We start from the raw sequence: 22,541 nt of genomic DNA on the forward strand, positions 1-22,541 counted from the left end.
CCGGTGCTCCATTCTGCCCGAAAAACCCCGAAAGGACCGGACAATGTCGCCTACCCTGCGTACCGTCGACGCCCTCGAGTTCGCGGTCGCCGACCTGTCGCTCGCCGCGGCCGGACGCATCCAGCTCGACCTCGCCGAGCACGAAATGCCCGGACTGATGGCGCTGCGCCGCGAGTTCGCGGAGTCCCAGCCGCTCAAGGGCGCGCGTATCGCGGGCTCGCTGCACATGACCGTGCAGACCGCGGTGCTGATCGAAACGCTCGTCGCGCTCGGCGCCGAGGTGCGCTGGGTGTCCTGCAACATCTTCTCCACCCAGGACGAGGCGGCCGCGGCGGTCGTCGTCGGCCCGGACGGAACCCCGGAGCGTCCCGAGGGCGCCGCGGTATTCGCGTGGAAGGGCGAAACCCTCGACGAATACTGGTGGTGCACCGACCAGCTGTGCCGTTTCCCCGGCGGCGAACCGCCGAACATGATCCTCGACGACGGCGGCGACGCGACCCTGCTCGTCCACAAGGGAGCCGAGTTCGAGAAGGCGGGCGCGGTGCCCGCCGCGCGCGAGGACGATCCGGAGGACTACCGGATCCTGCTGCGCACCCTGGCGGCCAGCCTGGCCGAGGATCCGCAGCGGTTCACCCGGATCGCCGGCGCGATCCGCGGGGTCACCGAGGAGACCACGGCGGGCGTGAACCGGCTGTACCAGCTCGCGGCCGCCGGCGAACTGCTGTTCCCGGCGATGAACGTCAACGACTCGGTCACGAAGTCGAAGTTCGACAACCGGTACGGAATCCGCCATTCGCTCCCGGACGGCCTCAATCGGGGCACCGACGTGATGATCGGCGGCAAGTACGCCGTCGTGTGCGGGTACGGCGACGTCGGCAAGGGCGCGGTCGAGGCGCTGCGCGGACAGGGCGCGCGCGTCGCGGTGACGGAGATCGACCCGATCTGCGCGCTGCAGGCCGCGATGGACGGGCTCGACGTGGTGGAACTCGACGACGTCGTGGAGCGCGCCGACATTTTCCTCACCACCACCGGCAATTTCGGCATCGTCTCGGCCGAGCAGATGGGGCGGATGAAGCACCAGGCGATCGTCGCGAACGTCGGCCACTTCGACAACGAGATCGACATGGCGGGGCTCGCGAAGGTCCCGGGCATCGTCAAAACCGAGGTCAAACCGCAGGTGCACACGTGGCGGTTCCCGGACGGGCACGCGATCATCGTGCTGTCCGAGGGCAGGCTGATGAACCTCGGCAACGCGACCGGGCACCCGTCGTTCGTGATGTCCGCGTCGTTCGCGAACCAGGTGCTCGCGCAGATCGAACTGTTCGGCAAGCCGGGCGGCTACGCGAACGACGTGTACCGGCTGCCGAAGCACCTCGACGAGAAGGTCGCGCGGCTGCACCTCGACGCGCTCGGCGTCCGGCTGACCAAGCTGACCAAGGAACAGGCCGAGTATCTCGGCGTGGACGTCGACGGACCGTACAAACTGGACCATTACCGCTACTGACCGAGCGGACCGGCACTGCCGGGAAAAAGGGGTCCTCCGGCTCCGAGGGGGAGGGAGAGCCGAAGGACCCCCGGTAGTGTTAGCACATCGCCAAGCAGCTTGTACACGGCCGGGTACCCGATCGGGTAGAGATGCCCCGGCTGCGCGGTGCGACGGACCCGGCCGCCGCCGCAGGTCAGGAAGCCTGCCGCAGCAGGGATTTCTCCGCTCCGGTGCAGGCGCACCCGGCGTCGAGGGTGTGACAGTCGATGATCAGGCCGTGCCGGACCCGGTCCAGGTCGAGGCAGGACGGGTCGGTGCACTCGGCGAACCCGCGGTCCGGGTGGACCACCAGGGTGCCGTGACAGTGGTCGATGCCGCTCGTGCAGAACGCGCACTCCATGCTCAGCCGCCTTCCGCTCAGGTATTCGAGTCCCCGGCGCCAGGTGCTCCGGGGCCGGACTCCTCTTTGGTACCACTGGAAATCTCGCCGCCGCAGAATACCGGGCGGCGTGTCGGCCCCCACGGTCCGGTGAAGTACGCCGCACTCGCTCACCCGGCGTGACGAACGGCATTTTCCGGACGGCAACGGTGAAATTTCACTATTCCGCGCCGCGGAACACTCCGCCCGAGCACCGGGCGCCGGCGAAAACCCCGCTCAGGCGCTTTTCGGCCGCCGAGCCCGCGCGGCCGGTTTCTTCGCCGCCGTTGTGCCGTCGCCGGCGGCTTTCTTCTTCTCCTTGGCAGGCCCGCGCGTTTTCTTCGCCGCCGACACGCTCGCTTCCAGCGCCGCCATCAGGTCGACGACCTCGGCCTTCTCCCCCTGTTTCGGCGCGCCGACCGTCTGGCCGCCGCCCGCCTTCGCCTCGATCATCGCCTCGAGCGCTTCGCGGTAGGAGTCGGAGTACTTTTCCGGTTCGAACACCGGCTCGGACAGCGAGTCGATCAGCGACCCCGCCATCGTCACCTCCTGCGGCCGGACCTGCGGCGGATCCTCGTGCAGGAACGGGAAATCCGGGACGCGGACCTCGTCGGCCCACAGCATCGTGGTCATCACGAGCACGTCGTCCACGACGCGCAGCAGTGCCAGGCTCTCCCGCTGGCGCACCGCGACCTTCGCGATCGCCACGTGGCTCGCCTTCTGCAGCGCGTCGCGCAGCACCACATACGGCTTGACCGCGTTCTTCTGCGGTTCCAGGTAGTAGGTGCGGTCGAACCGGATCGGGTCGATCGACTCCAGCGGCACGAATTCGAGCACGTCGATCGAACGCTGGGTGGGCAGCGGCAGTTCGGCGAGGTCGGCGTCGGTGATCACGACCATCTCGCCGTCGGGCAGCTCGTAGCCCTTGGCGATGTCGGAGTAGGGCACCTCCTCGCCGTCGATCGAGCAGAACCGCTTGTACTGGATCCGCCCGCCGTCGGCGACGTGCACCTGGCGCAGCGACACGTTCTTGTTCTCGGTCGCCGCGTACAGCTGGATCGGGATGCTGACCAGCCCGAAGGACACCGAGCCCTTCCACATCGACCGCATGCCGCGCACCTCCGCCGAGTTCGCCGGTACGTATTCACGCTCGGTCACCACCGTAGCCGCGATCGTCCGAATCCGACAGTCCGCGCAGGTCCGGGGCCTACGCGCAGCGACCGCGCAGCCACTGCCCGGCTCCTGTGTCCGGATCCGGTGTCGGATGATCGGGCGCGATCGGCCACGCGCCGTAGCGCCGCCCGGCCCGGTCGACGTCGACCGCGCTGGTGACGACGAGTTTCGCGCCGTCGGCCAGGGCGAACACGTCATTGGCGGTGGCGAATCCCGCGGTGGCCCCGCCGAACGTCGCGGCCCGGCCGAGCCCGCGGAAGGCGATCAACGTCGCCTCGCCCGAACTGGCGGTGATCCGCGAGGTCAGCACCGCGACCGGCGGTGCCGGACGGCTCAGCCGCACCGGGTTGACCTCGTCCGTGCGCGGGACCTCGCCGGACCAGGCCCGCCCGTCGCGGACGGACCAGAAGGTCGGAGCCGCCCCGGGTGCGGAGAACGAACCCGCGATCCCGTCCCCCAGCAACGGAGCCAGCACCGTCAGCATCGGCCACATGTTCCCGCCGGTGTCGTCGCGAAGATCGACGATCCAGCCGCACGAGGCCTGCGCTTCGACCGCCCGCAGCGCCGCCACCCCAGCCGCGACGTAACGCCGTTCGCCCGCGGGATCGGAGACAAAGCCGGGAATCTTCAGCACCGCGATGCCGTCCGACACGGAACTCGACGGCACCTCGATCGTCGCCGCCGACAGTGGCCGCGCTTGCGCGGGAGTGAGCAGTGCGCTGTGCGGGTTGCCCAGTTCGGCGAGCACGGTCCGGATCGCCGGATAAGTCCCGGAGTAGGTCGAAACCCCCTCGGCGGCGCGCAAGGCCTCGGCCTCCGCACGCGGCCAGTCGACCCGGTCCCGGTCGATCGAATGCGTCCGCAGCAGATTCAGCGCGCCGAGAAGATACGTCGGCGGCGTCGGCACGGACGGCTGGGCCGCGACCAGTCCGGCGCCGAGCAGCACCAGCGCGACGACCGCGGCCAGCGCTCTTCTCAAGCCGGCGAGCCCGGGAAATGCGGATTCTCGATCACGCCGACCAGGTTGCCGTCCGGTGCGCGCACCAGCGCGGTCCGGATCCCGCCGCCGAAGTCGGTCACCGCCGCGTGCTCGGCCGCGCCCTCCCCGACCAGCTTCGCCACCGCGGCTTCCACGTCCGGCACGCCCCAGTACGTCACCGGCCCGTCGCCGTTCTCCGCGCGGCCGTTCGGGTCGAGCGCCAGTTCGTAGCCGTGGACGCTGTACCCGACGTAGAACGGTTCGTCGAAGTACGGCGGCACCCCGAGCACCCGGGTCCACCACTCCTTGGCCACCGCCAGGTCCTCGGCCGGATACACGATCGTGCGCAGTCCGTCGAACATGTGTTCATCCTGGCACAGATCTCCCGCGCGGCCCCACACCTCTGCGAGAACGAAAATTTTCGCGGTCCGCATAATTTTTCGCACCACGCAACTTTCGCTGCTATTCTCGATCCGGTGACTTCCACCGCTCCCCTGGGCCTGCGCGAGCGCAAGAAGCGAGCCGCGCGAAGGGCGCTCGCCGACGCCGCGCTGCGGATCGCGCTCGAGCGCGGCCTCGACCAGTTGCGGGTGGAGGACATCGCGAGCGAGGTGGGCGTGTCCCCGCGCACCTTCAACAACTACTTTTCCAGCAAGGAGGAAGCTGTCTGCGCGTTCATCGTCGAACGGCAGGAACGCGTGCGCGAAGCGCTTCTGGCGAGGCCCGCCGACGAGCCGCTCTGGGACGCGGTCGTCAACGCCTCGCTCACGCGGTTCGCCGAGGAGGACCGCCCGAACCGCGAGGACGTGCGGCGGGTGCGCGCGATGATGAAGAACGGCGGCCTGTTCGGCGAGATGCTGCGCGCGTACGCGACCGTCGAGCGCGTGCTGGCCGACGCCATCGCCGAACGAGCGGGCGACCACGCAAATCCGTTGCACGCCCGGCTGATGGCGGGCATTGTGCAGAACGCTTCGCGCATCGCCTTCGAAACCTGGCTCAATTCGGACTCCGACGACGAAGAGTTCGTATCGATCTTCACCGGCCTCCTGCGGGAGGCAGCCGCGGGGATGCCCGCACTGGCCGCGTCCGGCGCGGCACGCTAGACCCGAACCGACGCCATTCACTTTTTTTGGGGGAGTGCCCGACCGTGCTGGTCACCTTGTTGCGCAGCTACCTGCGCCCGTACCGGGCCGCGCTGTGGCTCGTCGTCGCACTGCAACTGGTGCAGACGATCGCCGCGCTGTACCTGCCCACGCTCAACGCCGACATCATCGACGGCGGCCTCGTCAAGGGCGACACCGGCTACATCATCAAGATCGGCGGCGTGATGCTGCTGATCACGCTGGTCCAGATCGCCGGGTCGATCGGGGCCGTCTACCACGGCGCCCGCGTCGCCTCGGCCGTCGGCCGCGACCTCCGCGCCGGAGTCTTCCACCGCGTGCAGGATTTCTCCGCCCGCGAGATCGGCAAGTTCGGCACGCCGTCGCTGATCACCCGCACCACCAACGACGTCCAGCAGATCCAGCTGCTCGCCTCGCTCACCTTCACGCTGATGGTGTCCGCGCCGATCATGTGCGTCGGCGGCATCCTGCTCGCGCTGCAGCAGGATGTCCCCCTGTCGTCGCTGCTCGTCGTCATCGTGCCGGTGCTGGGCGTCGCGATCGGCCTCATCGTCATGCGGCTGCGCTCGGCGTTCCGGCTCATGCAGGTGCGCCTCGACCGGATCAACCAGGTCCTGCGCGAGCAGATCATGGGCATCCGGGTGATCCGCGCGTTCGTCCGCGACCAGCACGAGCGCGAGCGCTTCGGCCGCGCGAACGACGAGCTGTTCACGGTGTCGCTGCGGGTCGGCAGGCTGATCGCGCTGATGTTCCCCACCGTGATGCTGGTGGTGAACGTGTCGAGCGTCGCCGTGCTGTGGTTCGGCGGGCAGCGGGTCGACAGCGGGGCCATGCAGATCGGCGCGCTCACCGCGTTCCTGTCCTATCTGCTGCAGATCCTGATGGCGGTCATGATGGCCACCTTCATGTTCATGATGGTGCCGCGCGCGGAGGTCAGCGCCGAGCGGATCACCGAGGTGCTCGACACCGAGTCGAGCGTGCGCCTGCCGGCCGAGCCGCTCCCGGCCGGAGCCGAGCGCGGGCGCCTCGACCTCACCGGCGTCGAATTCCGGTACCCCGGCGCGGAAAAGCCGGTGCTGCAGGACGTGTCGCTGTTCGCCCGGCCCGGGGAGACCACCGCGATCATCGGCAGCACGGGCAGCGGGAAGACGACGCTGCTCAACCTGATCCCGCGGCTGATGGACGCCACGAAGGGCTCGGTCCGGGTGGACGGCGTGGACGTCCGCCAGCTCGACCCGGCAGTGCTCTCGTCGGTGGTCAGCATGGTGCCGCAGAAGCCGTACCTGTTCGCCGGGACGGTCGCCAGCAACCTCCGCTACGGCAATCCGGACGCGACGGACGAAGAGCTGTGGCACGCGCTGGAAGTCGCGCAGGGCAAGGACTTCGTCGAACGGATGGAACAGGGCCTCGACTCCCCCATCGCCCAGGGCGGCACGAACGTCTCCGGCGGTCAGCGGCAGCGCATCGCGATCGCGCGGATGCTGGTGCACCGGCCGGAGATCTACCTGTTCGACGATTCGTTCAGCGCGCTCGACTACGCCACCGACGCCGCGCTGCGCCGCGCGCTCGCCGACGAAACCCGCGACGCGACCGTCGTCATCGTCGCGCAGCGGGTCAGCACGATCCGCGGCGCGGACCGGATCATCGTGCTCGACGACGGCCGCGTCGTCGGCACCGGAACCCACCACGAGCTGATGGACACCAACGAAACCTACCGGGAAATCGTGCTTTCGCAGCTGACTGAGCAGGAGGCGGCGTGAGCGAGGAAACGAAAACCGCTGTCGCGCACGACGCCGACGAACCGGCCGCCGTCGCCCGCGACAAGACGCGGCCGCAACCCGTCGCGGGGCCCGGCCGGATGATGTCCGCGGGGATGCCCGCGGAGAAACCGCTCGACTTCAAGGGTTCGCTCGCCCGGCTGCTGCGGCTGCTGCGCCCGCAACGGGCGGCGCTGACCGGGGTGCTGGTGCTCGGCGCGATCGGCGTGGCGCTGACCGTCCTCGGGCCGAAGGTGCTGGCGCGGGCGACCGACCTGATCTTCGCCGGCGTGTCCAGCAGGCATCTGCCGGCGGGCGCGACCAAGGAGCAGGTGATCGAGGGTCTGCGGGCCCGCGGCGAGAACACGCTGGCCGACATGTTCACCCGCGTCGACCTGGTGCCCGGCCACGGCGTCGACTTCACCGCGGTCGGCCAGGTGCTCATGATCGTGCTGGCGCTGTACGTCTTCGCGGCGTTCCTGGGCGTCATCCAGGCGCGGCTCACCACGAATCTCGTGCAGGGCGCGGTGTTCCGGCTGCGCCAGGACATCGAGGCGAAGTTCGCGCGGCTGCCGCTGCGCTATTTCGACCGCCAGCCGCGCGGCGAGGTGCTGAGCCGGGTCACCAACGACATCGACAACCTGGCGCAGTCGCTGCAGCAGACGCTGTCGCAGATCGTCACTTCGCTGTTCACCGTGCTGGGCGTGCTGGTGATGATGTTCGTGATCTCGCCGCTGCTGGGCGCGATCGTGCTGCTGACGGTGCCGCTGTCGGTGTTCGTCGCGGCCAAGATCGGCAAACGCGCGCAGCCGCAGTTCATCCGGCAGTGGTCGACGACCGGGAAGCTCAACGCGCACATCGAGGAGATGTACTCGGGCCACTCGCTGGTGCACGTCTTCGGCCGCCGCAAGGAGGCCGAGGAGCTCTTCCGGCAGCAGAACGAGGCGCTGTACGAGGCGAGCTTCAAGGCGTCGTTCATCTCCGGCACGATCCAGCCGGGAATGATGTTCATCGGCAACCTGAGCTACGTGCTGGTCGCGGTCGTCGGCGCCCTGCGGGTCGCGTCCGGCAGCCTGACCCTGGGCGACGTGCAGGCGTTCATCCAGTACTCGCGCCAGTTCAGCCAGCCGGTCACGCAGATCGCGAGCATGGCGAACCTGCTGCAGTCCGGCGTCGCCTCGGCCGAGCGGGTGTTCGCGCTGCTGGACGCGAAGGAGCAGGAACCGGAGCCGGAGCAGCCGCGGCGCCCGGAGGTCGTGCGCGGCAAGGTCGAATTCGAGCACGTGTCGTTCCGCTACCTGAAGGACACGCCGCTCATCGAAGACCTGTCGCTGTCGGTCGAACCCGGCAGCACCGTCGCGATCGTGGGCCCGACCGGCGCGGGCAAAACCACGCTGGTCAACCTCCTGATGCGGTTCTACGAGATCGACGGCGGCCGGATCACCCTGGACGGCGTCGACATCAAGGCCATGGACCGCGAAGAACTGCGCTCGAAGACCGGCATGGTCCTGCAGGACGCCTGGCTGTTCGGCGGCACGATCGCGGAAAACATCGCGTACGGCGCGGACAACGTCACCCGCGAACAGGTCATCGAAGCCGCGAAGGCAACCTACGTGGACCGCTTCGTGCGCACCCTCCCAGACGGCTACGACACGGTGCTGGACGACGAAGGCGGCACCGTCAGCACCGGCGAAAAGCAGCTGATCACCGTCGCACGAGCCTTCCTGGCCAAGCCCGCGATCCTGATCCTGGACGAGGCCACGAGCTCGGTGGACACCCGCACCGAAGTGCTGATCCAGCACGCCATGAACTCGCTGCGCACCGGCCGCACGAGCTTCGTGATCGCCCACCGCCTCTCCACCATCCGGGACGCCGACGTCATCCTGGTGATGGAAAACGGCAACATCGTAGAACAAGGCAACCACGAAACGCTCATCAACGCAGGCGGCGCCTACTCCCGCCTCTACGCAGCCCAATTCGCAGAAGCCATGGCAGAAACCGAATAACACATCCCACACACACAAACAGGCCTCCGAGGAACCACTTCCTCGGAGGCCCTTCCCATCCCACCGCAACCAACGCACCCAACCCACCAAGCACCCACACCACCCCCGCACCCCGATACGAAGCCTTCCCTGCGGTTCGGGGGTGCTTGTCAAGGCATCTTTCCCGCCTTGACAAGCACCCCCGAACCGTCAGCACACTGGGCTTCGGGGTGCCCCCAACTCAGACAAGGCGCAATGTCGCCGCCAGGCGACGAGCCGAACCCCGACGCCCCACCTCAAATCCGAGGAATATTCCGCAAATTAGACTTGGCCAATTCCAGCATCTTCCCCACTCCCCCGCTCAACACCGTCTTGCTGGCCGCCAACGCAAACCCCTTCACCTGCGCCGCGGTGATATTAGGCGGAATAGACAACGCATTAGGATCCGTAACCACATCCAGCACCGCCGGCCCGTCGTGCGCCAGAATGTCCCGGATCCCCTCCCGGACCTCCCCGGGCTTCTCCACCCGCCGCGCATGCAACCCGGCCGCCCGGGCGATGCCCGCGAAGTCCACCTGATCGTGGTCGGTGCCGAACTCCGGCAACCCGTCCACGAGCATCTCGAGCTTCACCATCCCCAGCGAAGAGTTGTTGAACACCACCGCCTTGACGGGCAACGCATGCGTCTTGAGCGTCAGCAGCTCCCCCATCAACATCGCGAGCCCGCCGTCGCCGCACATCGCCACCACCTGGCGCCCAGGCGCGGCAGCCTGCGCCCCGATCGCGTGCGGCAACGCATTGGCCATGCTGCCGTGCACAAACGACCCCAGGATCCGCCGCCGCCCGTTAGGCGTGACGTACCGAGCGGCCCAGACGTTGCACATCCCAGTGTCCACAGTGAACACCGCATCGTCCGCGGCTTCCTCGTCCAGCACATCCGCGACATACTCCGGATGCAGCGGGATGTGCTTGGACACCTCGTTGGTATAAGCGTCGACGACCCGCTGCAGTCCCCGCTCGTGCTTGCGCAACATGGCATGCAAGAACGACCGATCAGTACGCTCCCGCAGCCGGGGCAGCACCGCGCGAATCGTCGCCCCGACATCCCCCTGCACCCCGAATTCGAGGACCGACCGACGCCCCATCCGGGCGGGGTCGATGTCCACCTGCACGGTGTTCCGCTGCGGCAGGAAGTTGTCGTACGGGAAATCCGTGCCCAGCAACAACACGAGATCCGCCTCGTGCATCGCCTCGTAGCAGGCCCCATAGCCGAGCAGCCCGCTCATCCCGACGTCGAACGGGTTCGAGTACTGCACGAACTCCTTTCCCCGCAACGAATGCCCGACCGGCGCCCCGACCGCGTCCGCGAGCGCGAGCACCTCGTCGTGCGCGTCCCGGCACCCCGCGCCAGCCATGATCATCACCTTCTCCGCCCGGTCGATCCGGTCGGCGAGGCGAGCGAGGTCAGCCTCAGCAGGCACCACCGCGGGCGGACTGCCCAGCGAAGCGGACTCGCCAGTGGCGTGCGCGGCGGGCTCGTGCGACACGTCGCCGGGCAGCACCAGCACCGCGGCCCCGCGCCGGCCGACCGCGTTCTGCACCGCGATCCGCGCGAGCCGCGGCATCTGCTCGGGCGAGCTCACCATCTCGCAGTAGTGGGAGCATTCGGCGAACAGGTGCTGCGGATGCGTCTCCTGGAAGAACCCGGTGCCGATCTGCGTCGAGGGGATGTGCGAGGCGATCGCGAGCACCGGCGCTCCGGAGCGATGCGCGTCGTAGACCCCTTGCAGCAGATGCAGATTGCCCGGCCCGCAACTGCCCGCGCACACCGCGAGGCGTCCGGTGAGCTGCGCCTCGGCCGCGGCGGCGAACGCGCCGGCCTCCTCGTTGCGCACGTGCACCCAGTCGATCCCGCCCCGCGCCGAACCGCCGGTGCGGCGCACCGCGTCCACCACCGGGTTGAGGCTGTCGCCCACCACCCCGTAGATCCGGTGCACCCCGGATTGCACCAGAACGTCGATCAACTGGTCGGCCACCGTCGCCATGCGCCTGCGTCCCTTCGTGAGAGTCCCTTCGCAGTCTGGCATCGATCGAGCGAACCGCCACCGCATTGACAGGTATTGTTGTCAATGGCACGGTGAACGACACCGACCACGAGGAGGACCCCGCCCATGCCCCGCGAGTTCGAGGTGCGCAAAGAGGTTCAGCTGCCCGCGGACCCGGAGGCCGTGTGGGAGGCGGTCGCGACCGGGCCCGGCATCGATTCGTGGTTCATGGGCCGCCACGAGGTCGACGCCGAGGCCAAGCGGATCCGGTTCCGCCTCGGCGAAATGCGCGCCGAGGCGGAGATCACCGCGTGGGACCCGCCGCGCCGGTTCGCCTATCGCGGCGAGCCGGCCGAGGACGGCACGTTCGACGCGATGGAGTTTCTCGTGGAAGCGGCCGAAGGCGGCACGTCCGTGCTGCGGTTCGTGCACCGGGGTTTCGTCCAGGACGGCTGGGACGACGAGTACCACGAGTCCTTCGCGGTCGGCTGGGAGATGTACCTGCACACGCTCGCCCAGGTGCTGGCCCATTTCCCCGGCCGCTTCGCGACCTACGTGACCGCGGACGGCCCGGCCTCGTCCGCGATCCGGGAAGCCTGGCCGAAGCTGCTGGCGGCGCTGGGCCTGCCCGCTGAACCCTCAGCCGGGCAAGCGGTCCAATTCAGTGTCGGCGACGACGTGATCGAGGGCGTCCTCGATTACTCGACCCCGAATTTCGCCGGAGTCCGCACCGAGGACGGCCTCTACCGGTTCCACGAGCGGTCACTGCTCGGCATGCCGGTCGCGGTCGGACATCACCTGTTCCGTCCGGACGTCGACGAGAACGCCGAAAGCGCGGCCTGGAGCCGCTGGCTCGCCGACGCGCTCAGCTGACGTCAGCGGCGGCGCAGCAGCAACGCCGCGCCACCAGCCGCCACGACGAGCCCGGCGATCACGTTGCCGGTCACCGCACCGGCCGACGGCACTGTCTCGTCGCCGTAGCGAAGCAAGAACGGAGACACCGCGGCCCACACTCCGAGCACCGGCAGCACCCAGGCCAAGGCCAGCGCGCCGGAATCCCGGGCCCGCATGGCGGCGAAGACGACGATCGCCAGCCCCGCGACGGTGTTGCTCACCGCGAGTTCGGCGGCCCCGCCGAAGCGCAGCAGCCACGGCGCGGCGATCAGGTACAGCCCGGCCAGCACAGCGAGTCCCGCTGCACCCCCGGACACCGCGGTCTTGCCGGACATCGTGCTGGTGGACATCACGGATCACCTCAGCAGATCTCGGTTCCACCCCACGGGTACCCAGATTCCGGGCCGGGATTCACGCCCCCGCGGCGGCGCACGCCTCGCGCAGGCCGCGGCGCACCGGCGCCTTGATCCCCGCCACCGCGAACGCGCGCAGCACGAGCGGTCCGGTCGCGACGATCGAAAGCGCCGGCCGGGCGCGGCTCGTCTCTTCGAGCGCGCGCAGCCCGGCACAGCTGACATAACCGACCCGCGACAGGTCCACGACCAGTTTCCCGCCGGCTCCGGAGGCGGCCGACAGCGCCGAGCGGAACTGCCCCACCGACGCGATGTCGATCTCGCCCGCAGCCGTGACCAGCACGATGTCGCCGTCCCTCCGGCTGGTGAAGACGGTGAGACCGGCAGCCCCGCGAGCACCCATTGGCGGAACGGTACGCGTCCGCACGGCGCCGGCAAACCCGTCCTGCCTCAGCCGGGTGGGGCAGTTCACCGGAATGTCACCGCGAGGCCAGCAGTTTTTCGCGCAGCTCCGGCTGATCGGCGAGACCTTCCCGGACCGTGCGGTCGACGAACGGCCGCATCCCCTCGTGCGGGGCGAGCGACCAGTCGAGCGGGCCGAGCGGCGGCCGCGGGTCGTATTCGATGCCGAACTGGACCAGCCGCGCGGCGTCCGTTCCGCTCATCCGCTCCACCAGGTGCAAGGCCAGGTCGATGCCCGCCGACACCCCGGCGGCGGTGATCACCGGGCCGCTGTCCGCCCAGCGCTGCCGGACCGGCGTGGCCCCGAACGCCCGCAGAGCGTCCAGGAAAGTCCAGTGCGTGGTCGCCTCGCGGCCTTCGAGCAGGCCGGCCTGGCCGAGCAGCAGCGAGCCGGTGCACACGGACGTCATCAGCTCGGCGGACTTCGCGGCCTGGCGGAGGTAGCCGATGAGCTTCTCGTCGCCGAGTGCGCGCAGCGTCGGAGCGCCGCCGCCGGGGACCAGCACCCAGGACGGGTCCGGGACCTGGTCGAAGGTGTGGCTCGGCGCGATCCGCAGCGGCGTGTCGGTTTCCGTGGTTTCCAGAGTTTCGCCCACGACCGCCACCCGGACCGAGGGATCGGCCGCCGCGAAGGAGGTGAGGACCTGCAGCGGGCCCGCCAGGTCGAGGATCGTCAGGCCGGGGTACACGACGAACGCGAAGGTTTTCCGGGTCATGCCGCTACCCTCCCGGACCCGCGGGGCGGCCGGGACACGCGTGTCCGAAATCCTGCGAACCTGGTTGATCCGGCCGGGCGAGCTGCTACGGTGCGGCCATGCCGAGTACCGCCCGGCAGGTCGTGATCCTCGGGTACCCCGACGCGGAACTGCTCGACATCGCCTGCGTGTCCGACGTTTTCGACGCCGCTACCCGGCTCGGCGCGGCCCGGCCGTACGAGGTCCGGCTCGCCACCGTCGACGGACTCCCCTTCGCCTGCCAGTCCGGGCTCACGCTCGCCCCGCACGTCCGCATCGACCAGGTTCGCGGCCCGCTCGACACCTTCGTCGTCGCGGGCGGACTGGGCCACTACGCCGCCGCCAAGGACGAACGACTGCTCGCGCACGTGCGGCGGTTGTCGCAGCTCAGCAAGCGCACGGCGTCCGTCTGCACCGGGGCGACCGTGCTGGCCGCCGCTGGCCTGCTGAGCGGCCGCCGCGCTACCACGCATTGGGCGCACGCGGCGCGGCTCGCCGAGCAATACCCGTCGGTGACCGTCGATCCGGTGCCGCTTTTCGTGCGGCACGGCGACGTCTACACCTCGGCGGGCGTCACCAGCGGGCTCGATCTCACCCTCGCGTTCGTCGAGGAGGACCACGGCCCGACGCTCGCCCGCGAGGCCGCGCGGTCCCTGGTCACCTACCTGCAGCGGCCCGGCAACCAAGCGCAGGTGAGCATGTTCCTCGCCGGCCCGCCGCCGGAACACCGGCAGGTCCGCGACCTCACCGCGTACGTCGCCGAGCACCTCGCCGACGACCTCGGCGCCCACACGCTCGCGAAACAGGCCGGCATCAGCACCCGCCAGCTGACCCGGCTGTTCGACGCCCACCTCGGCACCACGCCGGGGAAATACGTGCGGACCGTGCGCGCCGAACACGCCGCCCGTCTGCTGTCCGGCACCGACCTCCCGCTCACCGCGATCGCGCGACGCTGCGGTTTCGGCTCCACCGAGACGCTCCGGCAAGCGTTTCTGGACCATTTCGACACTCCGCCCTCGGCCTATCGCCGGGTGCACCTGCGTTCTGCGCACGCCTGAACGAAACGCCCGCTTCCTCCCCCACCCCACCCGGTACGGGTGAACCGGGAGCCGGGAGGGCAGGATGTCCGCCGTGGCACCGCACGACTACCCCGACCAGGACCCCGACGACACCGGCCCGCTGCCGCGCGTGCCGGGCGAGCCCGCGTCCCCGTCCCCCGCCGTGCCACCGCCGGTTTCTCCGGCCTCGCCGCCGCGCGCCCGGCCGGACGGGCCGCGCCGCCCGCGCCGCGCCGAACCCGCGCGACCGGCCGACCGGACCGGCGAACCCGGACGACCGGCTGAGCAGTCCGGCACTCCCGGCCGCCCCGGCGAACCGGGACGGCGACCCGAGCGGTCCGGCGAACCCCGGCGTCCGCGTGCCGCCGCGCCGCGGCCTGCTCAGCCCGGCGCCCCGCGCTCGGCGCAACCGGGCTCTGCTGACGCCCGCGGCTCGCACTCCGGCGAACTGCGCTTGCCCCGCCGCGCGGGCGACACTCCGCCGCCCGGCACCCGCCGCCGTCCCCCGGCCCGGCCGCCGCAGTCCGAAAAGGACACTCCGCAACCCGCCGCGGCCAAGGAAACCCCGCCGGCCACCGGACACGGCCACGGTCATGGGCACGGCCACGGTCCGGCCGCCCCCGCGTCGCAACGGGTCCGCAAGCTGCTGATCTGGCTCCTCGCCCCGCTGGCCCTGGCCACCGTCGTCGGCATGATCGTCCTGTACCCGTGGGGCAGCTCCCTGCCGAAAAGCGCGGTGCCGCAAGGCGCTCCGGTGCAAGCGGCGATCACGACCGCGACGTCCGGTCCCTGCCTGCAGCCCGGCCAGGTGCAGGTCGGCTCGCAGCCGGACCCGAACGCGAAACCGTGCCTGACCGTCGACCTGCAGATGTCCGACGGCCCGGCGGCCGGGAAACCGGTGCGGCTGACCGTGCCGATCGAGCCGAGCACGCCGCGGTTCACCGCGGGCGACAAGGTCGTGCTCGCCTACAACGGCGGCAATCCGCTCGATCCGCAGTCGTTCACGCTCGTCGATTTCCAGCGCGGCACGCCGCTGGTGCTGCTCGCCGCGCTGTTCGCGATAGCCGTACTCGTGCTCGGCCGCTGGCAGGGGGTGGCGGCGCTCGTCGCGCTGGTGCTGAGTTTCGTGGTGATCGTGCTGTTCGTGCTGCCCGCGATCCTCGCCGGGGAGAACCCGCTGGTGGTGGCGATCGCCGGGGCGGGCGCGATCATGTTCCTCGCGCTGTATCTGACGCACGGGCTGTCCGCGAGAACCTCGGTCGCCGTATTGGGGACGTTGGTCAGCCTCGCGCTGATCGGGATCCTGTCGGCGATCTTCTCCGCCGCCGCGTCGCTCACCGGCCTCGACGACAGCACCACGACGCTGATCGCCTCGCTCGGCCACGGCATCGACGCCCGCGGCCTGCTGCTGGCCGGCATCGTGATCGGCGCGCTGGGCGTGCTCGACGACGTGACGATCACCCAGACCAGCGCGGTGTGGGAACTGCGGCGCGCGAACCCCTCGCTCAGCTGGCGGGAGCTGTACAGCTCAGGCCTGCGGATCGGCCGCGACCACGTCGGGTCCGCGGTGAACACGCTGGTGATGGCCTACGCCGGGGCCGCGCTGCCGGTGATGCTCTACTCCGCGATCTCCGGCGTCGGCCTCGGCTCGCTCCTCGGCAGCGAGGACATCGCCGCGGAAATCATCCGGACGCTGGCCGGTTCGGTCGGCATCGTCGCCGCGGTGCCGGTGACCACCGTCCTGGCGGCCCTGATCGCCGCACGGGAGCCGGTAGAACACCTCATCAGCACCAGCAAACCCGCTGAATCACACTAGCCACACGCTGGCTGACCCGGTCGGGCGCGGGCGGCGCGGATGAGGTACGAAGACCGCGACCCCGCACCCGAGGAGGGGCTGTGTTCTCAGCCGTCCTGGCCGGACCCCGAGTCACCGTGCACCTGATCCGCCGCCTGTTCGCGTCGGTGCTGGAAGCCGCCGAAACAGTCCCGCGGATCGCCACCGCACTCGACGAAGTCCGCGCGACACTCCGCCACGTGGAGCGGCTTCTCGCCTACGTCGCCGAGGAACTCCCCGAACTGGCCGACCAGCTCGACCGCATCCGCGCCCGCGTCGACGGCCTGGAAGAACACACCCGCGAACCCGCCGGACGCGAATAATCCGCCTCAGGACCTACTCGAACTCGACCACAACGCGGGATCGCGGCATGAAGGCGATCCCGCCGCGACGGCGGAGCCGGCGCCAAACTACAGCGCCGCGACGAACCGGCTGACCGCTTCCATCGGAAACCGCTGCAGGTACTTCCCCGCAGGCGCCGCCGAAGCCAGCCGGTACAACGGCCGCTCCGCCACCGCGTCGCCCCGAGCCTCCGCGCGCAGCTCCGCCACCAGCAGCTCCGAGAACACCAGCCCGTTCGCCTCGGTGTTGTTCAGCACCGCGTCCGCCAGCCGGCGCAGTTGCAGCGCCCCCAGCTCGCGGCCGCCCGTTCCGGAAAACACCGCCAGGTCGAGCTTCACCGCCCGCCGCCGGTGCCCCGCGTTCACGAGCAACGCGACCGTCCGCGTGCCGCGGACGTCGCTGATCACCACGTCCAGCCGCGGCGCCTCGACCAGGTCCACTCGCCGGACGCCCCACGTGCGCACCACCAGCGTCGTGCCCTCCAGCCAGATCCGGCGGCGGTACGCGTACAGCACCACGTGGATCAGCGGCAGCGCGACGACCGCCGCCACGATCAGCCCGGTCAGCTGTCCGCCGATCAGCCCGGCGATCCCGCCGAACGCCGCGGCCAGGATCAGCACGCCGAAGACGCCGGACCACGCGCGGCGGCGGCGCAGCTTCGGCTCGTCGGCGAACAGCGGCAGGCGCTCCGCCGGCTTCCCGGTCACTGCACGGCTCCCGGCACGAAGGGGTTGGCGGCGCGCTCGCGGCCGATGGTCGTCGCCGGTCCGTGGCCGGGCAGCACGACGGTGTCGTCGGCGAGCGTGAGCAGTGTGCGCAACGAATTCTCCAGATCGGAGCCGGATCCGCCGGTGCGCCCGACCGATCCGGCGAAAAGCGTGTCCCCCGTGAACACCAGCCTGCCACCCTCGCCGGTCTCCACGGTGAACGCGACCGAACCCGGCGTGTGCCCGGGCAGCGGGAGCACCCCGACAGCCAGCCCGGCCGCCTCGACCTCTCCGGGAGCGAGCGGCTCGAAGGGCCCGTCGTACCAGCCGGCGTCGCCGGGATGCAGCCGCAGCGGCACTCCGTGCGCCCGCGACAGCTCGGCGGCCGCGCCGACGTGGTCGGGATGGCCGTGCGTGGCGAGCAGCGCGACCGGCGTCAGAGCGTGTTCCGCCAGCGCGCCGGCCAGCGGCTCGGCGGCTCCCTCGCCCGGGTCCACGACGAGACACGGACCTCCCGCGGCCGGAGCCAGCAGATAGCAATTCGAGCGCAGCGGACCCGCGGCGAACCCGGCGACGAGCACCGAACCCTCCTCCCCGGAAGCGGCCTTGATCACGACCCGGTGAAGACTAGCCGCCCCTGTACGGAGTCCTAACAGGCTGTGCCCATACACTGCCGCTACCTCAGACGTGTGACTTCGAGCGGAAACTGGAGGGCGGGTGGCGACCAACCAGCAGCGCCGAGAAGCCGCAAAGCGCAAACTCGAGCGGCAGCTCGTGCGCCGGGCGGAACAGGCGAAGCGACGCAAGATCGTGGGCGCTGGAGTGGTCGGCGGTGTCGTCCTCATCGTCGCCGGTCTCGTGGTGTGGATCGTGAACAGCGGCGGCAGCGGCGACCAGCCGGCCGCGGCGCCGCCGTCGAGTTCCGCGCCGCCGGTCCCGAGCGCCACGAACATCCCTACCGAGCGCACCGCGCTCCCCAAGCGCCCCAAGGCGCTGCCGAACCCGACGACGTGCTCGTACCCGGCCGACCCCAGCGGCAAGCCGCCGTCGGGCAAGAAGGCGACCGCGCCGGACGGCAAGAACGTGTCCTCGTCCGGGACCGTGAACATCACGATGAAGACCACCCAGGGCGACATCCCGATGACGCTCGACCGTTCGCTCGCGCCGTGCACGGTCCAGGCGTTCGAGAGCCTCGCGAAGCAGGGTTTCTACACCGACACGATCTGCCACCGCCTCGGCGTCACCGACCTGCAGATGCTGCAGTGCGGCGACCCGGACGCGAAGGGCGACGTGACGACCGACGGCCGCGGCGGCCCGGGCTTCACCGTGCCGGACGAGTTCATCGACACCGCGAAGTACGGCCGCGGCATCCTCGCGATGGCCAACACCGGCCAGCCGAACAGCGGCGGCAGCCAGTTCTTCATGGTCTACGGCAACGCGCCGCTGCAGCCGCAGTACACGATCTTCGGCAGCATCTCCGACGAGGGCCTGAAGGTCCTCGACAAGATCGCGAAGAACGGCATCGGCGCGATCGGCCAGGACGGTTCGACCGGCGAGCCCAAGCAGCCGGTCAAGTTCACCGCGGTCACGGTTTCCTGAGTTGACAGTGCGCGTCGAGATCGGCGGTGCCGCTCCTGGCACCGCCGATCTCGCTGCTGCCGCGACCAGCTACGGGCACTTCACCGCGATGCAGGTCCGCGACGGACGCGTGCGCGGCCTCCGCTACCACCTCGACCGGCTCGCCGCGAACACCCGGGAGCTGTTCGGCAGCGAACTGGACACCGATCTGGTCCGCCGCTGTGTGCGGCGGCTCGTCGCCGGGCAAGGCGCACTGTCGGTGCGGGTGATCATTTTCTCGCGGTCGTCGCCGCACGACGCTTCGATGACGCCCGAAATTCTCGTGCGCACCGCGCCGCCGAGCTACCACGTCGCCACGCCGATGCGACTGCGTTCCGTTGCGTACCAACGAGATCTGCCGCATGTGAAGCATCTCGGCGGCTTCGGTCTCACGCACCATTCGCGCTCGGCCGTCCTCGCCGGTTACGACGACGCCGTGTTCCTCGCCGCCGACGGCCGGATCAGCGAGGCGACGATCTGGAACGTCGGCTTCCTGCGCGACGGGGCGATCGTCTGGCCGGAAGCCGAGGTGCTGCCGGGAATCACGTACCTGGTGCTCGAGGAGCAGCTGCGCGCGGCCGGAGTGCCGCAGGAGACGCGTCCGGTATACCCGGCGGAGCTCCCGGAGTTCGACGCGATGTTCCTGACCAACTCCGCGACGATCGGCCGCCCGGTCGCCTCGGTGGACGACGTGGCGCTGCGGACCTCCCCCGCCGCCGCGGAACTGCTGACGACGGCTTACGAAGCCGCGCCCTGGGACGAGATCTGACGCGAGCGCGGCCGTCAGCGGTAGGTGAACTTCGGCGCGCGGCGGTTCAGGAACGCGTCCACGCCCTCCGCGTAGTCCTCCCCGTGCAACGCGGCGAGCCGGATCTTCTCGACCTCGTCGTCGTTCGCCTCCTGCCCCGCGACGATCTTCTCGATGATCCGGTTCATCCCGCGGATCGAGGCCTGCGACCGCCCGCACAGCGTTGCGGCGAACCGGGCCGTCGCGGATTCCAGGTCCGCGGCCGGGAAAACCTCGTTGACCAGCCCGATCTCGCGGGCCCGGGTCGCGTCGACGAGTTCACCGGACAGCAGGAAGTACTTGGCGTGCGCCGGGCCGACCAGCGACACCAGCTGCCGGGTCGAGGCGAAGTGGTAGACGATGCCGAGTTTGGCCGGGGTGATGCCGAAGCGCGCGTCGTCCGCAGCGAAGCGGAAATCGCAGGCGACCGCGATCTGGCAGCCGCCGCCGATGCAGTTGCCCTGGACCATCGCGACCGTCGGCTTGCGCATCGCGGTCAGCGCCGCCACCGCGCTGTCCACGGCCTCGTCGTACTTCGCGGCGGCCTCGGCGGTCGAGCGCAGCTCGCGGAACTCGCCGATGTCCGCGCCCGCGGAGAAATGCCGGCCGGCCCCGGTCAGCACGAGCACCTTCAGCTCGGGATCGGCCTCGACCTCGGCCGCCACGTCCGCGATCGCTGCCCACATGCCGTGGGTGATCGCGTTCATCTTCTCCGGGCGGGAGAAGGTCAGCCGGGCTACGGCGCCTTCGCGGGTGAACTCGAGTCCGTCCGTCATGCCCAGCACCCTAATGCGCCCGCACGACGATCCCGCTGTGGGACAGATCACCGGCCTAACCGGACAGCCGCGCCGTCAGCTCGCCCCGGCTGCGCACCCCGACCTTGCCGAACACCGACTTCAGGTGGTCCTGCACCGTGTTCGCCGAGATCCCCAGCCGCGCCGCTATGTCCGATGTGGACAGTCCGGACAGGACTTCCCGGCAGATATCGCGTTCGCGGGCGGTCAGCCGGTAGGCCGCGAGCAGCACGTCCAGGAGCTCCCCGCCGGAGGCGCGGCGGATCGTCACGACGATGTCGCGCGCGTCGTCGTCCGAGACCAATCTGCTGGCTTGCAACACAATCCAGCCGTCGCGGGCATCGCGCACCCGGGCGCGGAACGTCCCGCTCGCCGCGGACTGCGCCCCGACCGCGACCGCGCGCAGCAGCACCGCGAACCGGCCGTCGGCAATCGAGTCCAATTCGGACTCCCACGCGCCGACCTCCTCGGTCGCGCCGCGCCAGCGACCGTCCGGGCCGAGCACGACGATCGCCGGTTCCGCCGCCGGAGCCGCACCTCGGGCCAGCGCCGCGACTCGGGTGGCAGCGGCCAGCGTCGGTCCGATCGACGTCAGGAACTCCACCTCGCGGTCGCTGAACTCGCCTCGGCGCACCAGACCCGCCGCGGCCCAGCAAACGCCGTCCGCGGGAAACCCGACACGCAGTTCGCTCTCCAGCCCGAGCGGCCGCCACACCCGCGCCCACCTGCCGCTGCGTTCGCGTTCGCGGCGCGGCAGGTCGGAAAGCCGTGCTACCGGCACCGAACGCCCGGCAAGCTGCGCGAAGGTGTGCGGTTCCGCGCCGTCGTACTCGTACGTCGCCAGCAGCGGCTCGTACTCCCCCGGGATGCGGGCCCGGCCGCTGGTCATCGAGCTGATCACGGCCGTGTCCGGATCCAGCGAGGCCCAGCACGTCAGCTCGGTGGGCACGATCCGGTCGACCAATTCGATCGCCGCGGTGTGCAGCTCGGCGATGCCGCGACCGGCCGTGGCGAGAGCCGCCAGCTCCCGCCGCACGCTCTGCGCCCGGCCTTCCCACACCGACGCAGTATGCGCGCGCCCCTCCCCCGCCGGTATCCCTGATTTCCGGGATGGTTCCGTCGCCAAGGCGTTTCTACCTTCGGCGGCATGACCATCCACCTCAGCACCGCGGGCGAAGGCCCGGAACTGGACACGAAAGACGCGACCGTGACGGTGAAAGCCTCCTCCGCGGACACCGGCGGCTACGAGCTGTTCGAGATCGACGCGCCGCGCGGCCCCGCCGTCCCGCCGCACGCCGACCCGTGGACGAAAGGGTTCTACGTCCTGTACGGCCGGTTCACCGTCTGCCTCGACGGCGAACTCCACGATCTCGGCCCGGGTTCCTTCGTGCACATCCCGGCGGGCACCTCCAACACCTTCACCGTGCACACGCCGCACGCGAAGTTCCTCGTATTCACCCCGGACGACGCGATGGGCCGATTCTTCCGCGAAATCGACGGCATCGTCCCGTCCGATGCTCCGTTGCCGGACACGGTGCCGCTGCTCGGCGACATCGCCTCCCGGCACGGGGTCACCTTCGAGGAGCTGGCACCGTGAACGTCGTCGTGCAGGTCTTCGCCGGGATCGCCGTTCTCGTGCACCTGCTGGCCTTCGCGTGGGAAGTCCTGCTGTTCGAGCGACCGGGCGTGCACGCGGGCATCTTCCGGATCCCGGCCGAAAACCTGCCCGCCACGCGGCTCTGGTCGTTCAACGTCGGCTGGTACAACCTGTTCCTCGCCGCCGGGCCGGCGACCGGCTTGGTGCTGCTGCACACCGGTGACGCCGCGGCTGGCCGCGTGCTCGTGCTCTACAGCTGCGCTTTCATGACGCTCGCCGGGGTCGCGCTGGGCGTGTCCGACCTGCTCGCGCTGAGCCGCCCACGCGGCGCGGGACGTGCTGGGGCGCTCGCCCAAGCACTCCCGCCGCTGATCGCACTGGTCGCGACGGCGTTCTGA

24 protein-coding genes are annotated in these 22,541 nt (G+C 70.2%); 12 read left to right on the top strand and 12 right to left on the bottom strand.

What is annotated here, in order from left to right; genetic code table 11:
• The first annotated feature begins 43 nt into the window (after positions 1–43).
• Entirely contained in the window at positions 44–1,504 is a 1,461-nt protein-coding gene (gene ahcY, locus ATK30_RS43605) for an adenosylhomocysteinase (RefSeq protein ID WP_101440496.1), read from the top strand.
• Between the two features lie 175 nt (positions 1,505–1,679).
• Here ahcY and ATK30_RS43610 read toward each other — a convergent pair whose 3' ends face one another.
• From ATK30_RS43610 to ATK30_RS43625, 4 genes are all read right to left on the bottom strand, one after another.
• The gene (locus ATK30_RS43610) at positions 1,680–1,886 is read right to left on the bottom strand and encodes a hypothetical protein (protein ID WP_101440497.1); all 207 of its coding nucleotides are present in this window, start codon (positions 1,884–1,886) and stop codon (positions 1,680–1,682) included.
• A gap of 255 nt (positions 1,887–2,141) precedes the next feature.
• Positions 2,142–3,014, bottom strand: coding sequence for a non-homologous end joining protein Ku (ku, locus tag ATK30_RS43615; RefSeq protein ID WP_101441386.1), 873 nt, complete (start codon positions 3,012–3,014; stop codon positions 2,142–2,144).
• Between the two features lie 97 nt (positions 3,015–3,111).
• The gene (locus ATK30_RS43620) at positions 3,112–4,056 is read right to left on the bottom strand and encodes a S41 family peptidase (RefSeq protein ID WP_101440498.1); all 945 of its coding nucleotides are present in this window, start codon (positions 4,054–4,056) and stop codon (positions 3,112–3,114) included.
• Positions 4,053–4,418 (bottom strand): VOC family protein, encoded by a 366-nt coding sequence (locus ATK30_RS43625; RefSeq protein WP_101440499.1) that lies wholly within the window; start codon positions 4,416–4,418, stop codon positions 4,053–4,055. The genes ATK30_RS43620 and ATK30_RS43625 overlap by 4 nt, the downstream gene beginning before the upstream one ends.
• A 114-nt stretch (positions 4,419–4,532) precedes the next feature.
• Between ATK30_RS43625 and ATK30_RS43630 the strand changes: the two genes are divergently transcribed.
• The 3 genes from ATK30_RS43630 to ATK30_RS43640 all read left to right on the top strand — a co-directional run bounded on the left by ATK30_RS43630 (position 4,533) and on the right by ATK30_RS43640 (position 8,940).
• Positions 4,533–5,159, top strand: coding sequence for a TetR/AcrR family transcriptional regulator (locus tag ATK30_RS43630; protein ID WP_101441387.1), 627 nt, complete (start codon positions 4,533–4,535; stop codon positions 5,157–5,159).
• A 44-nt stretch (positions 5,160–5,203) separates the two neighbouring features.
• On the top strand, positions 5,204–6,937 hold the full coding sequence (locus tag ATK30_RS43635; RefSeq protein ID WP_101440500.1) for an ABC transporter ATP-binding protein: 1,734 nt from the start codon (positions 5,204–5,206) through the stop codon (positions 6,935–6,937).
• A gap of 113 nt (positions 6,938–7,050) precedes the next feature.
• Positions 7,051–8,940, top strand: a complete 1,890-nt coding sequence (locus ATK30_RS43640; RefSeq protein ID WP_208637764.1) for an ABC transporter ATP-binding protein — start codon at positions 7,051–7,053, stop codon at positions 8,938–8,940.
• 275 nt (positions 8,941–9,215) lie between these two features.
• Here ATK30_RS43640 and ATK30_RS43645 read toward each other — a convergent pair whose 3' ends face one another.
• A complete protein-coding gene (locus ATK30_RS43645; protein ID WP_101440502.1) occupies positions 9,216–10,964 on the bottom strand; it encodes a pyruvate dehydrogenase in 1,749 nt (582 codons plus the stop codon).
• Positions 10,965–11,090: 126 nt separating this feature from the next.
• On the opposite strand from ATK30_RS43645, the gene ATK30_RS43650 reads away from it, so the two are divergent.
• The gene (locus tag ATK30_RS43650) at positions 11,091–11,837 is read left to right on the top strand and encodes an SRPBCC family protein (protein WP_101440503.1); all 747 of its coding nucleotides are present in this window, start codon (positions 11,091–11,093) and stop codon (positions 11,835–11,837) included.
• Between the two features lie 2 nt (positions 11,838–11,839).
• Here ATK30_RS43650 and ATK30_RS43655 read toward each other — a convergent pair whose 3' ends face one another.
• The 3 genes from ATK30_RS43655 to ATK30_RS43665 form a co-directional block, all read right to left on the bottom strand.
• Entirely contained in the window at positions 11,840–12,208 is a 369-nt protein-coding gene (locus tag ATK30_RS43655; RefSeq protein WP_101440504.1) for an SPW repeat domain-containing protein, read from the bottom strand.
• Positions 12,209–12,269: 61 nt separating this feature from the next.
• A complete protein-coding gene (locus ATK30_RS43660) occupies positions 12,270–12,614 on the bottom strand; it encodes an STAS domain-containing protein (protein WP_101440505.1) in 345 nt (114 codons plus the stop codon).
• A 76-nt stretch (positions 12,615–12,690) separates the two neighbouring features.
• A complete protein-coding gene (locus ATK30_RS43665; RefSeq protein ID WP_101440506.1) occupies positions 12,691–13,389 on the bottom strand; it encodes a DJ-1/PfpI family protein in 699 nt (232 codons plus the stop codon).
• A 98-nt stretch (positions 13,390–13,487) separates the two neighbouring features.
• On the opposite strand from ATK30_RS43665, the gene ATK30_RS43670 reads away from it, so the two are divergent.
• The 3 genes from ATK30_RS43670 (at position 13,488) to ATK30_RS43680 (ending at position 16,622) form a co-directional block, all read left to right on the top strand.
• The gene (locus ATK30_RS43670) at positions 13,488–14,465 is read left to right on the top strand and encodes a GlxA family transcriptional regulator (protein ID WP_101440507.1); all 978 of its coding nucleotides are present in this window, start codon (positions 13,488–13,490) and stop codon (positions 14,463–14,465) included.
• Between the two features lie 448 nt (positions 14,466–14,913).
• Positions 14,914–16,281, top strand: coding sequence for a YibE/F family protein (locus ATK30_RS45485; protein WP_463672434.1), 1,368 nt, complete (start codon positions 14,914–14,916; stop codon positions 16,279–16,281).
• A gap of 80 nt (positions 16,282–16,361) precedes the next feature.
• Complete coding sequence (locus ATK30_RS43680; protein ID WP_101440508.1) at positions 16,362–16,622, top strand: hypothetical protein; 261 nt, start codon at positions 16,362–16,364, stop codon at positions 16,620–16,622.
• 87 nt (positions 16,623–16,709) lie between these two features.
• Here the strand turns inward: ATK30_RS43680 and ATK30_RS43685 are convergent, their stop codons facing one another.
• Together ATK30_RS43685 and ATK30_RS43690 are read right to left on the bottom strand one after the other, a co-directional pair.
• Positions 16,710–17,348, bottom strand: a complete 639-nt coding sequence (locus ATK30_RS43685) for a hypothetical protein (protein WP_101440509.1) — start codon at positions 17,346–17,348, stop codon at positions 16,710–16,712.
• Entirely contained in the window at positions 17,345–17,929 is a 585-nt protein-coding gene (locus ATK30_RS43690; RefSeq protein ID WP_167442298.1) for an MBL fold metallo-hydrolase, read from the bottom strand. Before ATK30_RS43690 ends, ATK30_RS43685 begins: the two co-directional genes overlap by 4 nt.
• 136 nt (positions 17,930–18,065) lie before the next feature.
• On the opposite strand from ATK30_RS43690, the gene ATK30_RS43695 reads away from it, so the two are divergent.
• Both ATK30_RS43695 and ATK30_RS43700 read left to right on the top strand, forming a co-directional pair.
• Positions 18,066–18,947 carry a peptidylprolyl isomerase gene (locus ATK30_RS43695; protein WP_101440511.1) on the top strand — a complete coding sequence of 294 codons (882 nt, stop codon included), beginning with the start codon at positions 18,066–18,068 and terminating at the stop codon, positions 18,945–18,947.
• A 7-nt stretch (positions 18,948–18,954) separates the two neighbouring features.
• Complete coding sequence (locus ATK30_RS43700; RefSeq protein WP_101440512.1) at positions 18,955–19,734, top strand: aminotransferase class IV family protein; 780 nt, start codon at positions 18,955–18,957, stop codon at positions 19,732–19,734.
• A gap of 14 nt (positions 19,735–19,748) precedes the next feature.
• On the opposite strand, the gene ATK30_RS43705 is transcribed toward ATK30_RS43700, so the two are convergent.
• Positions 19,749–20,528 carry an enoyl-CoA hydratase/isomerase family protein gene (locus ATK30_RS43705; RefSeq protein ID WP_167442105.1) on the bottom strand — a complete coding sequence of 260 codons (780 nt, stop codon included), beginning with the start codon at positions 20,526–20,528 and terminating at the stop codon, positions 19,749–19,751.
• Positions 20,529–20,583: 55 nt separating this feature from the next.
• Positions 20,584–21,606 (bottom strand): helix-turn-helix transcriptional regulator, encoded by a 1,023-nt coding sequence (locus tag ATK30_RS43710; RefSeq protein WP_101440514.1) that lies wholly within the window; start codon positions 21,604–21,606, stop codon positions 20,584–20,586.
• A gap of 87 nt (positions 21,607–21,693) precedes the next feature.
• Between ATK30_RS43710 and ATK30_RS43715 the strand changes: the two genes are divergently transcribed.
• Together ATK30_RS43715 and ATK30_RS43720 are read left to right on the top strand one after the other, a co-directional pair.
• A complete protein-coding gene (locus ATK30_RS43715) occupies positions 21,694–22,143 on the top strand; it encodes a cupin domain-containing protein (protein WP_101440515.1) in 450 nt (149 codons plus the stop codon).
• Positions 22,140–22,541, top strand: a complete 402-nt coding sequence (locus tag ATK30_RS43720) for a DUF1304 domain-containing protein (RefSeq protein ID WP_101440516.1) — start codon at positions 22,140–22,142, stop codon at positions 22,539–22,541. The genes ATK30_RS43715 and ATK30_RS43720 overlap by 4 nt, the downstream gene beginning before the upstream one ends.

Origin of the sequence: Amycolatopsis echigonensis, from assembly GCF_002846615.1 — a bacterium.
GTDB lineage: Bacteria > Actinomycetota > Actinomycetes > Mycobacteriales > Pseudonocardiaceae > Amycolatopsis > Amycolatopsis echigonensis.